The organism is Diaphorobacter sp. MNS-0 (assembly GCF_019602835.1).
In the GTDB taxonomy this organism is placed as follows: Bacteria; Pseudomonadota; Gammaproteobacteria; order Burkholderiales; family Burkholderiaceae_C; genus Diaphorobacter; species Diaphorobacter nitroreducens.
The window spans coordinates 2623828-2637216 of the sequence record NZ_CP080761.1; the positions used below are offsets into that span (position 1 = coordinate 2623828).

Annotated in this window: 14 protein-coding genes; 4 read left to right on the plus strand and 10 right to left on the minus strand. The window is 61.3% G+C overall.

Translation table 11 applies throughout. The features are described from left to right. Positions 1 to 40 precede the first annotated feature (40 nt). From K2L43_RS12470 to K2L43_RS12480, 3 genes are read right to left on the minus strand one after another with little or no spacing between them, the layout of a single operon-like run. Positions 41 to 619, minus strand: a complete 579-nt coding sequence (locus tag K2L43_RS12470; RefSeq protein ID WP_220637672.1) for a MarR family winged helix-turn-helix transcriptional regulator — start codon at positions 617 to 619, stop codon at positions 41 to 43. Positions 620 to 632: 13 nt separating this feature from the next. Further along, positions 633 to 1832, minus strand: coding sequence for a Gfo/Idh/MocA family protein (locus tag K2L43_RS12475; protein WP_220637673.1), 1200 nt, complete (start codon positions 1830 to 1832; stop codon positions 633 to 635). Further along, entirely contained in the window at positions 1829 to 2797 is a 969-nt protein-coding gene (locus K2L43_RS12480; protein ID WP_220637674.1) for a PDR/VanB family oxidoreductase, read from the minus strand. The genes K2L43_RS12475 and K2L43_RS12480 overlap by 4 nt, the downstream gene beginning before the upstream one ends. A gap of 233 nt (positions 2798 to 3030) precedes the next feature. On the opposite strand from K2L43_RS12480, the gene K2L43_RS12485 reads away from it, so the two are divergent. The 4 genes from K2L43_RS12485 to nadC are packed head-to-tail and all read left to right on the plus strand — an operon-like array spanning position 3031 to position 5447. After that, positions 3031 to 3366 (plus strand): tripartite tricarboxylate transporter substrate-binding protein, encoded by a 336-nt coding sequence (locus tag K2L43_RS12485; protein ID WP_220637675.1) that lies wholly within the window; start codon positions 3031 to 3033, stop codon positions 3364 to 3366. A gap of 41 nt (positions 3367 to 3407) precedes the next feature. Next, entirely contained in the window at positions 3408 to 4061 is a 654-nt protein-coding gene (locus K2L43_RS12490; RefSeq protein WP_220637676.1) for a tripartite tricarboxylate transporter substrate binding protein, read from the plus strand. A 19-nt stretch (positions 4062 to 4080) separates the two neighbouring features. Continuing rightward, a complete protein-coding gene (locus tag K2L43_RS12495) occupies positions 4081 to 4569 on the plus strand; it encodes a bacteriohemerythrin (protein ID WP_220637677.1) in 489 nt (162 codons plus the stop codon). A 20-nt stretch (positions 4570 to 4589) separates the two neighbouring features. Continuing rightward, the gene (gene nadC / locus K2L43_RS12500) at positions 4590 to 5447 is read left to right on the plus strand and encodes a carboxylating nicotinate-nucleotide diphosphorylase (RefSeq protein ID WP_220637678.1); all 858 of its coding nucleotides are present in this window, start codon (positions 4590 to 4592) and stop codon (positions 5445 to 5447) included. Between the two features lie 277 nt (positions 5448 to 5724). On the opposite strand, the gene K2L43_RS12505 is transcribed toward nadC, so the two are convergent. From K2L43_RS12505 to K2L43_RS12535, 7 genes are all read right to left on the minus strand, one after another. Then, positions 5725 to 6729, minus strand: a complete 1005-nt coding sequence (locus K2L43_RS12505) for a tripartite tricarboxylate transporter substrate binding protein (RefSeq protein ID WP_086926855.1) — start codon at positions 6727 to 6729, stop codon at positions 5725 to 5727. Positions 6730 to 6945: 216 nt separating this feature from the next. Further along, positions 6946 to 7959: a tripartite tricarboxylate transporter substrate binding protein gene (locus K2L43_RS12510; RefSeq protein ID WP_086911734.1), complete on the minus strand. Its 1014-nt coding sequence runs from the start codon at positions 7957 to 7959 to the stop codon at positions 6946 to 6948. Between the two features lie 174 nt (positions 7960 to 8133). After that, on the minus strand, positions 8134 to 9471 hold the full coding sequence (locus K2L43_RS12515; RefSeq protein WP_086910894.1) for an IS1182 family transposase: 1338 nt from the start codon (positions 9469 to 9471) through the stop codon (positions 8134 to 8136). 106 nt (positions 9472 to 9577) lie between these two features. Next, positions 9578 to 10561, minus strand: coding sequence for a PdxA family protein (locus K2L43_RS12520; RefSeq protein ID WP_157896434.1), 984 nt, complete (start codon positions 10559 to 10561; stop codon positions 9578 to 9580). A gap of 16 nt (positions 10562 to 10577) precedes the next feature. Continuing rightward, entirely contained in the window at positions 10578 to 11408 is an 831-nt protein-coding gene (locus K2L43_RS12525) for an alpha/beta fold hydrolase (RefSeq protein WP_086911732.1), read from the minus strand. Positions 11409 to 11438: 30 nt separating this feature from the next. Next, entirely contained in the window at positions 11439 to 11936 is a 498-nt protein-coding gene (locus K2L43_RS12530; RefSeq protein ID WP_157896433.1) for an aromatic-ring-hydroxylating dioxygenase subunit beta, read from the minus strand. Positions 11937 to 11947: 11 nt separating this feature from the next. Continuing rightward, a complete protein-coding gene (locus K2L43_RS12535) occupies positions 11948 to 13264 on the minus strand; it encodes an aromatic ring-hydroxylating dioxygenase subunit alpha (RefSeq protein WP_210570454.1) in 1317 nt (438 codons plus the stop codon). Between the last annotated feature and the right edge of the window lie 125 nt (positions 13265 to 13389).

The following is a 13389-nucleotide window of genomic DNA, read 5'->3' on the forward strand; positions in this document are numbered from 1 at the left end:
TGCCACCTCCTGCAAGGTGGCAGCGCCTGCATTCTTCGGGTCACTGGCTTGGACTGTCAGTTCGAGCAGGCGGGCTTCTTACCTCGTCAATACTGCGGCCTATCGCACCCTCTGAAGCAACCGCTGGCTCAGCTGCGACCGTCTCATCGGCCGCCAGGTTCTCTATCATGGTCAGCAAGCACTTGCGTACCGTGGCGACGGTTTTCTCGTGGAGACCGCTCACACTGATGTGGTTGACCTCTTCGGCCAGAGGTACCAGCACGTCCTCAAGTGCGCGGCCCGAGGGCGTGAGGAATACGTGCATGTTCTTGCGGTTGCCGGGCAACTGCCGACGTTCAATGAATCCCATTTTTTCCATAGCCTTCATGGCGCTGAAGGTGGTGGGCTCCATCACGCCGGCCAGTTCGCTGAGCTCGCGCTGGGTCAGCCCGTCCTTGATCCACAGGATGCGCAAAAAGGTCCAGTGACCGAATGACACCCCGTGTGCGCCCAGTCGCAGTTGCAGGGCGCGCATCTGTGCGCGCGCCACATCGCGAATGAGGTGGGCGAGACGATCGTCCGGGACGGCTTCGCGCCAATGGCGCAGCAGGTAGTGGTAGGTTTTTTCGGTAGGTGACATCGGGGCCTGGCGCTCAGTGGCGGGGCAGTGCCACTTGGTGCTTGAGCATGATATCCTCCCCCGCACGTTGCGACTCAAGCAAGGCTAGGCACACCTCCACTGTCGCTTGCGACCAGCGCCCGCCATGCAGCGGCACACGGCTTTCACGCGCCACCGTCCACAACTCGTCGATCACCTCGGCGCGTGGCACGGCAGGCACCACGGCAGGCACAAAGCGCGAACCGTTTTCATCGAACACCTGCACGCCACGCGGCGTCAAACGCAGGTCGCCGTGCTCGCAGCTCACCAGCACCGGGCCGAAATGCTGACAGGCATCGGGCGCTTCGGTTGCAGCGAGCGTGAACAGGCTGCCGCCGAAGTTGCGTTCGGTCTTGGCAGCGGCCTCCTGGGCCTCATCGGTCACAGTCTTCATGCGTACGCGCGTCTGGTAGTGTGCGTCGCGGCTCTTGGGTCGACCCATTTCGCCCACACCGTCCATCAATAGGTCGGTGTCGTAGAAGCCGTAGCCGTTGTAGGTGGCGCTGGCGAATGCGCCGTTGGCAAACGTGAGCAGCGCGCTGTAGGCGCCCTCGGTGGGCCGGGTCGGGTCCCAGCGACCGGTGAGTGCGCGCACGCTGGACACCTCGCCGCCGGCCAGCAGGCGCACGATGTCCACTTGGTGCGCGGCCTGGCTGAAGACCACGCCGCCCCCTTGCGCAGTATCCAACTCCTCAGGTCGGCGCGGGCGGTAGAGGAAGTCAGTGTATTGCATGGCGTGCACCATGCAGACCCGGCCGAACGCGCCGCTGTCTATCAGCTGGCGCGCCAGCAGCACGGGTGCATTGAAGCTGTGGCTGTGACCCACGATCAGTTGCGTACCGGCGACTTCGCAGACATCGATCATTTTGGCGCAGTCGGCCAAGCTCAATGCCATGGGTTTTTCCACCAGAACGTGTTTGCCGTGTCGTGCAGCCAGTTGCACCTGCTCGGCATGCATCTGGTGCGGCGTGGCCACATAAACCCACTCCACATCGGGGTCGGCGCACATGGCTTCGGCCGATTCGTGGACTCGCCCGCCAAAAGTTTGCGCGAATGCGGCGCACGCGTCCGGGCGTGGATCGAATGCGGCCACCAATTTTACGCGCGAATCGGCCATGAATGTGGGCAGCATCAGCGTGAAGGCGCGGCCCAGGCCCAGCACGCCCAGGCGAACGGGATTGGCGCTGGGACTCATAGATCGAGCACCAGACAGGACGACTTGGCGCGCGAGACACAGACCATGATGTGGTCCGTCTTTTCCTCATCCAGAAGCACCAGGTCGCGGTGATCGGCCTCTCCCTCGATCAAGCGTGTCTTGCACGAACCGCAGGTACCGCTCTCGCACGAGCTGGGAACGTTCACGCCGTGTTCCCGCACGATATCAAGAATAGACTTGCCGACCGGCACGGTGAGGGTCAGGCCGCTGTGCGCCAGGCGCACATCAAACGGCTGGTCGTCGGCGTGGGGCGCGGTGTCGCCGCCGAAGCTCTCGAAGTGAACAGCGCTGCTGGGCCAGTGGCCGGTCATGTCGCGCACTGCATCCATCAGCGGTTTGGGGCCGCAGCAGTAAACATGCTGGCCGGTGGCGCTGCCAGGTTTTTCGAGGACAGGCCACAGGTCAAAGCAGTTCGCCGGGTCACCTTGGTCATGGTGTAGCACCACGTGCGACGCAAATTCGGGAGCGCGCAGTTCGTCCAGGAAGGCCGTGCCTTCGGCATCACGGGTCAGGTAATAGAGTTTGAAGCGGCGTGTGCCCTCGGTCAGGAGCGAACGCGCCATGGCTATCATGGGCGTGATGCCGATACCACCCGCAATCAGCACGAAGCTGCTGGCCTTGGTGTCGAGCTCGAACAAGTTCTCGGGCGCGCCCACTTCCAGTGTTGCGCCCGCCTTCACGCCCTCGACCAGGCTCAGCGAGCCGCCACGGCCGTTGCCCTCGCGCTTGACCGCAATCACGTAGCGGTCGCGCTCGGCCGGGTCGTTACTCAGGGAATACTGGCGAGTGGCGCCGCTGGGGGTCCTGAGCTTGATGTGGGCGCCCGCAGTGAAGGCCGGCAGTTTCTCGCCGGCTGGGTGACGAAACTCGAACAACTGAATGCCGCGCGCGGCGGGTTCAGCACGGACGACCTGCAAGCGCAGCATGGCGGTATCGGTGGACATGGGGATGCCTCCAGGTGGATGTGAAAAGTAATTATCAGGGCCAAGAGTTTTCAACCTTGACAAGCATTAAGCGGTTTGAGAGAATTATTATCTTAGATGGCTAAGAAAAAATCAAGTCATCATGTTGTGCAGTAAGTCGCAGTCCGTGCTTTCTGTAGCATGTGGCGGGCAACCCGCACCATGGGCTTTCCCTCGACCGACCGGGTTCGATCCTTTGTGAATGGAGACAATACATGCAACGCAGAACCCTAGCCGCCATGGCCCTCGTAATCGGATTGGCGCCTTTGGCTGCAATGGCCCAGGGCGCCTACCCCAAAAAGGCTATCAAGTTCATCGCGCCCTACGCTGTTGGCGACCTTCCCGATACGGTGGCCCCCGTGGTGGCACAATGCCTGACGGATCGGCGGGGACAGGCCGCGGTAGTGAACAACAAGTCCGGTGGAAACGGCGTGGTTGCCTGCCAGGCACTGCTGAAGAGCAATCCATCCGATGGGCATGCATTCATCGTCTCGGACGGCTCCATGCTGTCCACACACCGCAGATCAACAAGGCCGTCAAAGGATTGTTAACAATAACAAATAATTTGTTCAATTTACAAAGGTATTTCGCTGTGAAATTTTCTCTGAATTGCTCAAGTTATTTCAAAGCGAGCGCCAACTACCGATCGAGCAAAGACATCCTCCCCGTGTCGCTGATCGCGCGCGCGCAGCGCTTCATCGTGGCCCACCCCAAGACCGGCGTGAACACCCTGCAGGCGTTCGTGTCGCTTCTCAAGAAGAAACCGGGTGAGTTCACTTACGGCTCGTCGGGCATTGGCAGCACCCACCACCTAACCATGGCGGCCTTGAAGTCGGCGTTGAGCCTGGATGTGCGCCACATGCCTTTCCGCAGTTCCGGTCAGTCCACCCCCGCGTTGGTGGGTGGTCAGGTCGAGTTCTCGGTCGCGGCGCTGCCATCCATTTCAGGTTTCGTGAAGAGCGGTCAGCTCAAGGTGCTGGTCAGCAACGCACCCACCCGCTTCACCCAGGCGCCCGACATTCCGGCCATCGCCGAAGTGGTCAAGATGCCCGAAGTCATCAAGACATTCCACACTACCGTGATCGATCCGGTGGGCGAGGGCCCCGGCCGAATACGGCAAGGTGATCGCGCGCGCGCTGATGTCCAAGGCCGGCAAGGCCGCCGATCTGAAAATCGATTGGTTGCTCACGCTTGGCCCTCTGTTACGGGCCTTTCTGACGTTGCTGGCACTGCTCTTGGTGTGTAAATAGAAAAGAAATAGGCATATGGAAACGAAAACTTACTTGGATTCTTCAACGGTCGCACCGCTGCAGTGGAGCGATGCCCTGCTGCTCGGCTATGGCCCAATGGACGCGGTGCACCGCGAATTCGTCGACACCGTGCAGGCGTTGCAGACCGCGCAGGACGCGGATCTACCACGCTGCCTAGAGGCGCTCGTCGCGCACGCCCGTTCGCACTTCGAGACCGAGGACCTCTGGATGGTCGAGACCGACTTCCCGGCGCGCGCATGCCACATCGAAGAGCACGCCGCCGTGATGGCCTCTGTGGAGCAGGTGCGGCAACTGCTGGCCCAGGGCAACATTGCCGAATGCCGGCGCTTGGCCGACGAGTTGGCGCGCTGGTTCCCCGGCCACGCCGATTACCTCGATTCGGCGCTGGCGCACTGGATGTGCAAGCAGCGCCTGGGTGGCAAACCGGTGGTGTTGCGTCGCGACTTGGGCCTCATGACTGCATCTCATCTGAAAACGGAATAACTTCTGAAGTCGAATCGAAAATGAACTCAGAGAAATTTCACGTTCAAGTTGAAGAAGACGTTCGCCGCGCGCTGCAAGAAGACGTAGGCAGCGGAGACCTCACCGCTGCGCTGGTGCCGCCGGAGCAGATGGCGCAGGCGACCATTTTGTGCCGTGAGTCTGCGGTCATCTGTGGTCAGCCTTGGGTGACGGAGGTGCTCAAGCAAGTCGCACCCACATCGCTTGCCACGTGGATGATCGAGGACGGTCAGTGGTGTGGGTCGAATCAAAAAGTTGTGGAAATCGTCGGCCCCGCACGTGATTTGTTGACCGCCGAGCGCACCTGTCTGAACTTCATGCAGACCCTCAGCGCGGTGGCCACGAAGACGGCTAAGTACGTTAAGGCAGTGGAAGGCACGCAAGCCGCCATCCTGGACACGCGTAAGACCATTCCCGGACTGCGGGTGGCCGAAAAGTACGCAGTGCGTTGCGGTGGCGGCAAGAACCACCGCATGGGCCTCTACGACGCCATCCTGATCAAGGAAAACCACATTGCTGCCGCCGGTGGCTTGACGGCTGCTTTCAAGGCCGCACAACGGATGTCGGCTCAGTCGAAATTCATACAGGTCGAAGTCGAAACGCTCAGCCAATTGGAGGAAGCTCTTGAAGCTGGTGTCGCCATGGTGTTACTGGACAATATGCCGCTGGATCAAATCCGAAGAGCGGTTGACCTTGCGCGAGGGCTTTGTAGTCTGGAGATTTCAGGCGGAGTGACCTTTGAAAATCTCAGAACTTATGCGGAGACAGGGGTTGATCGCATATCTGTTGGTGCGTTGATTAAAGACATCACTGCGGTTGATTTTTCGATGCGTTTCATGGATAAACCTGTCGAGCGGTGAGTTCCAGCAACTCGTTGAAATTGCGTGGACTCTGTCAGATCGATGCGGTAGAAGCGATGGATGTCCAACAGGCACGGGGACTCGTGGGCGGTGAAGGATGAATTTTGGAAGCGGGTCACGACCGGCCAAGCCCCCCACCCATGGTCTTCGAGGCCATCGTGTACGTGCTGCAAGCTCGCAAGTACCTTGGCGGCTTTGCGCTAGGAGATATTCAATGAATATTCGGTGCTTGGTTTGGCGGTCACGGATTTAGGATTGAGTTCTTACTCGGGATGAGTTACTCGCGTTCGATACCTTCGTCAGCCACCAGGCGCCTCCAGATATCAAGTTGCGAGCTCACGAAACTTTTCATTTCGTCAGGGTCAGGATACGAATCTTGCACAGACACTCCCTGTTGTTCCAGTTGCTTAACAACCTCTGGACGTCGCAGGATCACACTCATCTCTCTTGAAAGGCGGTCTATTACGTCGCGCGGAGTTCCCGTCGGTGCAAAGACTCCGCCCCACGGAATTACCGTGATCCCGCTAAAGCCAGCCTCGGCAAACGTAGGCACCTCAGGAGCCAATGCGTTGCGCTTGTCGCCTATGACCGCCAGCACCTTTAATTTGCCTTCCTTCGCCATGGTCAGGAGGCTGATGGTCGAGGCCAGCATGATCTGGACGCGACCAGAAAGCAGATCCGGCACTGCAGGCGCTTCCCCTTTGTACGGGATCTTGGTCACCTGCATAGCAGCAAGGCGCCTCATTTGTACAAATGCTAACTCCCCAGTTGAGTTGCCAGTGGCGTAATTCAGCTTGCCTGGGTTGGCCTTCGCAAAACCAATTAATTCTTTGAGATTATTCGCTGGTACGCTGGGGTGCATGAAAAGAAAGAACGCTGATTGACGACTCCAAAAGCCTACCGGTGTTAGCGCTGACAGCGGGTCATAAGGGGGCTTGAGCCGCAAAGTGGGTACCGCAAGAATGGCGGTGTTTGTCGCAAATAGCAGCGTGTGCCCGTCGGGTCGCGACTTGATCACCTCGTTCGTCGCGATTGCGCCATCAGCTCCAGGCTTGTTGTCGATGATGACTGGCTGACCGAGTTGCTGAGCCAGGCCCTGACCAACAATTCGGGCCGCCGCATCCACAGAACCACCGGCCGAAAACGGCACGATCAGCTTGACGGGCTTGTTGGGGTAGCCGTTCGCCTGGGCCCAGGCGGTAGGCGCGAGCAGCATGCCGCCGATGGCGGCAGCAATGGCCAGGCGCGTGCGCGCGGCTTTGAAATTGAGGGATGTCTTCATGGCTTGTCTCCGATTGTTGTAGGTTAGTGAAAGCGAGGTATCAGGTTAACAAGAATGCGCTTCCCGAGGCCAGTGCGGCGGCCGTTCGCAGGCCGGCCATCAAGCCGCATACGCTGCTGGACCTGGCTCGATTCCGGCGTTCATCCACATCAGCGACGGCAAGGTGGGCTGGTTCTGTGTCTTAGTCACAGGTCCTGCCTCTTTCGGCGGCGGCTCTCAGTCGCCCTTGATGTTGAGGTCGCGGATGAGCTTGCTGTAGCGTGCCTGATCCTTGACGATGAGTTTGCGGAACTCGGCTGCTGTGCCAGGGTAGGGCTCGGCACCGACGCCCGGCAACTTCTGCTGGAACTGCGGGTCGCGCACGATCTTCAGCACGTCAGCCTCGATCTTGTCAACGATGGCCTGCGGCGTGCCCTTGGGGGTGACCACGCCGGCCCAGGCGCCGACCTCGAAGCCGGGGAAGCCGGCTTCGGCGAAAGTCGGCACCTCAGGCGCCATCGGCGAGCGCCTGGCGCCACCCGTGGCCAGGATGCGTATTTTGCCCGCCTTGGCGAACGGCACAGCCGTCGAGATCGCCGAGAACATGGTCGTCACCTGGCCGCCCACCACATCAACCAACGCTGGTGAGCCGCCCTTGTAAGGGATGTGTGTGAGGTCCACTCCGGCCAGCATGCGCAGCGCTTCCATCGACAGGTGATGCGGGCCGCCAGAACCGCCCGAGGCGTACTCCATCGGCCGCTTTTCCATCTCGCGTGTCTTGGCCAGTGCCACGAACTCGCCCACGGTCTTGACGTCGGCCTTCTGCGGGTTGACCACCAGGGCCAGCGGCGTGTAGGCCACCAGCGCGGCGTTCATGAAGTCGTTGATGGGGTGGTAGGGCAGGGTCTTGTAGAGGTAGGGGTTAATGACGAACGGGCCGTCAGTGGCCAGGTACAGCGTGTAGCCGTCGGGCACGGCCTTGGCTGCCAGTTCGCTGGCCAGGATGCCGGCGCCACCGGGTCGGTTGTCGATGATCACTGGTTGGCCCCAGGCCTGGTTGAGTGCCTGTGCCAGTGAACGGCCCACCAGGTCGGCAAAGCCACCGGGCGGAAACGACACGATCAGCTTGACGGGCTTGTTGGGGTAGCCGTTCGCCTGGGCCCAGGCGGTAGGTGCCACCAGCAGGGTGCCGAGGGCCGCAGCGATGGCCAGGCGCATGCGGGCGATCTTGAAAGTGGGAGATAATTTCATTGCTAGGAGTCTGGGCAGCAGAACATTTTGAGCCAACTCCAATCGCCTCCCAGCGGCTGGCAGCGACGTAGGCTGTGGTGAACGCACTCACCGCAGCCGATCTCTATGGCGCGGTTGAAGCAGCCCAACCACGCTCAGAAGTCGCAGCCGGCACTTTGCCTCGCATTTCCCGCCTCACCCCACCTGAATGGCCCCCATTCTGCGCAGGTTCAGCGCCATGCACACGAGCTTGAACTCGGCTTTTGCCTTCTCCAAACCGCGCATGCTGAACTGGCGGAACCCCAGCACGTTCTTGATCCAGCCGTTGGGCGGCTCGGCGATCCACTTGCGCTTGCGGTAGTCCTTCTGGCCTTGTTCGGTTTGCAACTTGGCCGCCATGGCCACCGTGTACGGGTAGCGGTTTGCGTCTTTGGGCGTAGCCCGTGCCTTGCCTTCGCGTCCCAATGCAATCACCAGTTCGGTATCCGGATAGACCTGGGCCAGCTTGGCCATTACGGCTTCACTGCGGTAGCCGGCATCGGCCAGGACTTGTGCTGGCTGTACACCCGTGTGGGTCTGGACCGCATCCAGCACCATGGGCAGTTGCTGTACATCTGCGCTGGTGTTCACCACCTCGGCGGCCACAATGATGTGGGCTGTCTCGTCCACTGCGGTCTGGGCGTTGTAGCTGTAGTCAAAGCCGCCACCTGCGCGCTTCATGATGCGGCTGTCGGGGTCGGTGAAGCTGTCCTGGGCTTTGGACTCGGGGATGCCGAAGTCGCGTTGGTAGGGGCGGCCTGCTTTGGGCTTGCCGTCTTTGTCGCGGGGATTGCGCCCATCGCCGTGGCTGCGGCCGCGCTGTGTATCGGCTTGGGCTTGGCGTGCCTCCAGCCGGGCCTTGGCTGCTTCAATGGCGGCCAGCCGAGCTTGCCTGCGCTCTAGCTCTGCGGGGATGTCCAGCTCGGGCTCGTTCTTCTCGGCCTCATCGGTGTGGGCCGCCTTATGCAGCAATGCGGCTATCTGGGCTTTGAGTTCAGTCTCGGCGGTTTGCATGCGCGCGTAGCTCATGGCTTTGTGGCGGCTGGCGTTGGCTTTGATCTTGGTGCCGTCTACAGCGATGGTGCCTAGTTTGACCAGACCCATCTCCCGGGCCAGGCGCACGACTTGGGTGAAGAGTTCGGTGAACTCACCCAGGTGTTGGGCCCGAAAGTCCCGGATTGTGCGGTGGGCGGGGAAGTTGTGCGCTGCCAGCACCCGAAAGGCGATGTCTTCATGCAACCTGCGGGCGATCTTGCGTGAGCTAAAGCACCCTGTGGCGTAAGCGTAGACCAGAACTTTGACCATCATGGCCGGGTGCAGGGGCTGGTTGCGGGAGCCACCGCTGGCGTAGCGTGCGTGAAAGGCGCTCAGATCCAGGCTGTCTACGGTGTCGCTGATGAAATAGGCTAGGTGGCCCTGCGGGAGCCAGTCTTGCAGGGCTGGCGGCAGCAGTTGCTGTTGTTCGGGGTGGTAGGCGACGTAGCTGGTGCTCATTCTTGAACACAGCAGGCTTCGTGCCAGCTTTCATCCCCCGAGGCGGGTTTCTGCCGCCCAGACTCCTAGTCCCCTGTTGTTGTTGCGGGTCAGTGAACGCTGGTAATCAGGTCGTCAGGAATGCGCTTCCCGAGGCCAGTGCGGCGGCCGTTCGCAGGCCGGCCAGCAAGCTGTCGTGCTGGGCCTTGCCCTGGCCGGCAATGTCAAACGCGCTGCCGTGCGGCACGTTGATCATCACGTAGGGCAGGCCCATGTAGATCGTGCAGGCGCCCGCGAAGGCGGCGGTCTTCACCGCGATCTGGCCCTGGTCGTGGTACATGGTCACCACGGCGTCGTAGCGGCCCTCGAGGTTGAGACGGAACACCGCATCGGGCGAGATCGGGCCGCTGGCGTCGATGCCGGCGGCGCGGGCCTGCTCGACGGCGGGCGCGATCTCTTCGCGGTCTTCCTCGAACATGGCATGCGGGTTGAGCCCGGCCACCGCAATGCGTGGTGCGGTCATGCCCCAGCGCCTGAGATGGTGGTCGAGCCGGCGGATGAGTTCGAGCACGGTGGCCTGCTTCACGGTGGCGGCGATATCGCGCACGCGTATGTGCTCGGTGATGGGGACCACTCGCAACGAGCCGTTCAGACGAAGCATGTGGGTGTCCGGCGGCTGCAGTTCATCAATGTCCTTCACCAGGCCACCGAGCTTGAGCGAGACGCTGTCCACCGGGGCCAGCACCAGACCGTCTATGCGTCCGATTTGGCCAAGCTGCTGGCCCAGGCCGATCCAGTTCACCACCGCCTTGCCGGCTGCCGCCGAAGGCGAACCCACTGCGTAGTCGGTGGGGACTACATCGCCGGGGTCGAGCACGGCGATGAAACGCTGGCCGCGCGCTTCTTCGGGCGCGCTCACGTGGCGTACCTCGCGGGTGATGCCACAGACCTGCACTGCCCGCTGCACCGCGCCAATCTCGCCGATCAGCACGTTGTCACAAAGGCCGTCAAGTTCAGCGCTGGCCAGCGCTTTGGCGCAGACTTCAGGACCTATGCCCGCTGGGTCGCCGATCATGGCGGCGATCAGGGGCTTGTTCGATGTCTTTGACATGGTTGGCGTGGCGCGCTCAGGCGGCAGCCAGAAAGTTCTCAACCACTCCCACGAAGCGGTCCTTTTTCTCGATCTGCGTCCAGTGGCCACACTGGCCAAAGACATGCAGTTCGGAGCGTTGCAGCAACTGGTGCAGGCGCAGGCTGCTGTCCAGCGGGATCACGCGATCCTCGCGGCCATGCACCAGCAGCACTGGTTTGTCCAGCGCACGCAACTTGTCCTCGGGCGTGGCCAGCGCGGCGATGTGGCGCTGACGCGGTGCCGGGAAGAGGCTGGAATACGACTCGTGAAAGCCAGGGCGGATGCTGGCATCGTAGCGCGAAGCCACCAGTGCCTCGGTCAGCAGCGACTTGTCGTAGGCGAACATCTGCACGATTGTGCGCATGTTCTCGACCGAGGGCTCATATCCCCACACTGCGTCAAGTTCGTGGGTGAGCGTGAACTCGGTGCCCGCAGAGCCCATGAGCACGACCTTGCGCACGCGGTCCGGGTGGCGCGTAGCCACGGCAAGCGTGAGGGCTCCGCCGAAGGAGTTGCCAACAAAATCGGCTTGTTCTATCTTCAGTGCATCGAGAAAACCAATGATGTGGCGCACCCAGTAGTCGAGGTTGTAGACCACGCCGGCCTTGCGCTCGGTGTAGCCGAAGCCAGCCAAATCAGGTGCCAGCACACGGTGGGTCTTGGCGAATTCGGGAATGGCCAGACGCCAGTTGGCCCAGGCCGTGACCCCTGGCCCTGAACCATGCAGCAGAACCAGCGGCGCGCCGCTGCCTGCTTCGAGGTAGTTGGTACGTATGCCAGCCGCTTCAACGCTGTGGCCGATCTCGGGGTTATTGTTTTGTGTCATGGAGGTCTCGTTCCTTGTGTCGTTGCGCGTTCAGATAATGAAAGTCATGTTGCCGAGCACGCTGTCATTGTTGACCAGATAGACCCGCTTCTCGCGCATTAGCCAGGTGTCGCTGTGGCGTTCGAGCACATGGTGCTGGCGTCCAGCCCACACGGTGATGCGGTCGGTGCGCACCTCGGTAAGGTTGAAGCGCGAGCTCACTTCGCCACCGGTGGCGGGGTCGAAGTTGTGCAGCCGCACATTGCCGACGATGCGCGAAAGGCGCGAGCGGGGGTTCTGCGAGTGCGCGTGCTTGGTGCCCAAGCGGAACAGGCGTTCTTCGAGTCGGGGGCGGTCGTCAAAGATCAGCGAGACCTTCTTGGTCGGGTCAATGTTGTCGGCGTTGCAGGGTACCCAGTACAGCAGCTCGGGTGTCCACAGCGCCAGCCAGTCGTTGTAGGCGTGCTCATCGGCCAAGGCGGCTTCTTGGTAGAGGAAATGCTCGATGTCGTGTACCAATTCGAGCGAGTGCGTGGTGGTGGCGTTCATTGCTGGGATCCTTACTGGGCGGTTTGGGCGGTCATGAGTTCGCGCCATTGGCGCATCTGACCACGTTGCGTGACTTCGTCCGAGATGCGTCCGGTGATAACGCCATCGGCCCCGTGTTCTTCGCGGTGCAGGCCGCGCGAGATTTCCAGCCAGGGGTTGACCTGGGCCATCATCCCTTTCTGCACGCGCTCGAAGATCTCGGCATCGTCGGGCGAGCCAGAGCCCGCAGGGCCGTAGAAGGACTCGTGCTGGCGCAGTCGCAAGGCGTTGATCTCGGGGCTCACGCCCTCGAACAGCACGGGGAACATGATCACTTCGCATTCCTCCGGCGAAATCGGGTTGAGGATGCGGATCTGGTTGTTGATGAGCTGCAGGTTGGGGTAGATGCCCACATGCGGATCGCCTGAGAGCGAGATCAGCAGGCGCGAACGCTCCTCGCCGTGCTTGGCCTTCATGGTCTCGATGTAGTCGGTGCCACCGGGCAGTTTTTCCAGCATGGCGGTGAATTGGTCGTAGTGGCCCATGCGGTGCTGGGTCAGGTCCAGCATCACATGGCCATGTCCCAAGTCGCGCGTGCGGCTGGCGGACTCGTCATCGAAGGGGTCGCCGCGGTGGGTGGCAGCAATGCCGGAGTCCGGGTCGCGGTTCCAGGCTGCAATCACCGACGCATGTACATAGTGCACGTGGTAGCCGTCCATGCCGACCAGTTTCCAGTTGCCCTTGTAGACGGTCTTGTGCACGCCGGCGTCCACGCGCAGTTCGCCCACGGGGGAGGCGTCCACCATCAGGTCGATCACGGCCTTGGCTGGACCCAAGTGATCGCTCAAGCTGGGAACATCCGCGTTTAGGCTGGCAAAAACGAAGCCACGATAGGTTTCCACGCGCGGTGGCTTGTTCAGGCCCATGGCCTTCTGGTCGAACTCGGGGCCGTAGGCGCCCTGGCCCGGCACCTGCATCAGGTTGCCGCTGGCGTCGTAGACCCAACCGTGAAACCAGCAACGCAGGTGCTTGGTGTTGCCCGCCTCGCCCTCGCACACCATCGCGCCACGGTGGCGGCAACGGTTCATCAACACCTGCACTTCGCCTTCGCCGTTGCGGATCATCAAAACCGGTTGGCGACCCATGCGGCGCGCGCGGTAGTCACCGTGCTTGGGCACTTCGGAGGTGTGGCCTATATAGACCCAGGTGCCCTCGAAGATGCGTTCTTGTTCAAGCTTAAAAATTTCTGCATCGGTGAAGGCGCTCGAATGGACGCGGCCATCCTGCACCAGGGCGCCCACGTCGGAGCCGCTGGCGCGGCTGGGGTGAAATTGAATGGTCTGTGTCATCTCGGCTGTCTCCTGAATGTGTGAGTGGGTCGGTCGCAGACAGTGGCTCTTGCTTGCGTCAACTTAGAAGAAATTATGTCATAATTTGAACTATTCACAAAATGAAGTAAATAAATTTTGAAGGT

Bases quoted from the DNA above. Each gene is read 5' to 3' on its own strand.
- K2L43_RS12530 (WP_157896433.1), bottom strand. From the start codon at position 11,936: ATGAACGCCACCACCACGCACTCGCTCGAATTGGTACACGACATCGAG.
- K2L43_RS12505 (WP_086926855.1), bottom strand. From the start codon at position 6,729: ATGAAGACATCCCTCAATTTCAAAGCCGCGCGCACGCGCCTGGCCATT.
- K2L43_RS12485 (WP_220637675.1), top strand. From the start codon at position 3,031: ATGCAACGCAGAACCCTAGCCGCCATGGCCCTCGTAATCGGATTGGCG.
- nadC (WP_220637678.1), top strand. From the start codon at position 4,590: ATGAACTCAGAGAAATTTCACGTTCAAGTTGAAGAAGACGTTCGCCGC.
- K2L43_RS12470 (WP_220637672.1), bottom strand. From the start codon at position 619: ATGTCACCTACCGAAAAAACCTACCACTACCTGCTGCGCCATTGGCGC.
- K2L43_RS12525 (WP_086911732.1), bottom strand. From the start codon at position 11,408: ATGACACAAAACAATAACCCCGAGATCGGCCACAGCGTTGAAGCGGCT.
- K2L43_RS12510 (WP_086911734.1), bottom strand. From the start codon at position 7,959: ATGAAATTATCTCCCACTTTCAAGATCGCCCGCATGCGCCTGGCCATC.
- K2L43_RS12475 (WP_220637673.1), bottom strand. From the start codon at position 1,832: ATGAGTCCCAGCGCCAATCCCGTTCGCCTGGGCGTGCTGGGCCTGGGC.
- K2L43_RS12515 (WP_086910894.1), bottom strand. From the start codon at position 9,471: ATGAGCACCAGCTACGTCGCCTACCACCCCGAACAACAGCAACTGCTG.
- K2L43_RS12535 (WP_210570454.1), bottom strand. From the start codon at position 13,264: ATGACACAGACCATTCAATTTCACCCCAGCCGCGCCAGCGGCTCCGAC.
- K2L43_RS12520 (WP_157896434.1), bottom strand. From the start codon at position 10,561: ATGTCAAAGACATCGAACAAGCCCCTGATCGCCGCCATGATCGGCGAC.
- K2L43_RS12495 (WP_220637677.1), top strand. From the start codon at position 4,081: ATGGAAACGAAAACTTACTTGGATTCTTCAACGGTCGCACCGCTGCAG.
- K2L43_RS12480 (WP_220637674.1), bottom strand. From the start codon at position 2,797: ATGTCCACCGATACCGCCATGCTGCGCTTGCAGGTCGTCCGTGCTGAA.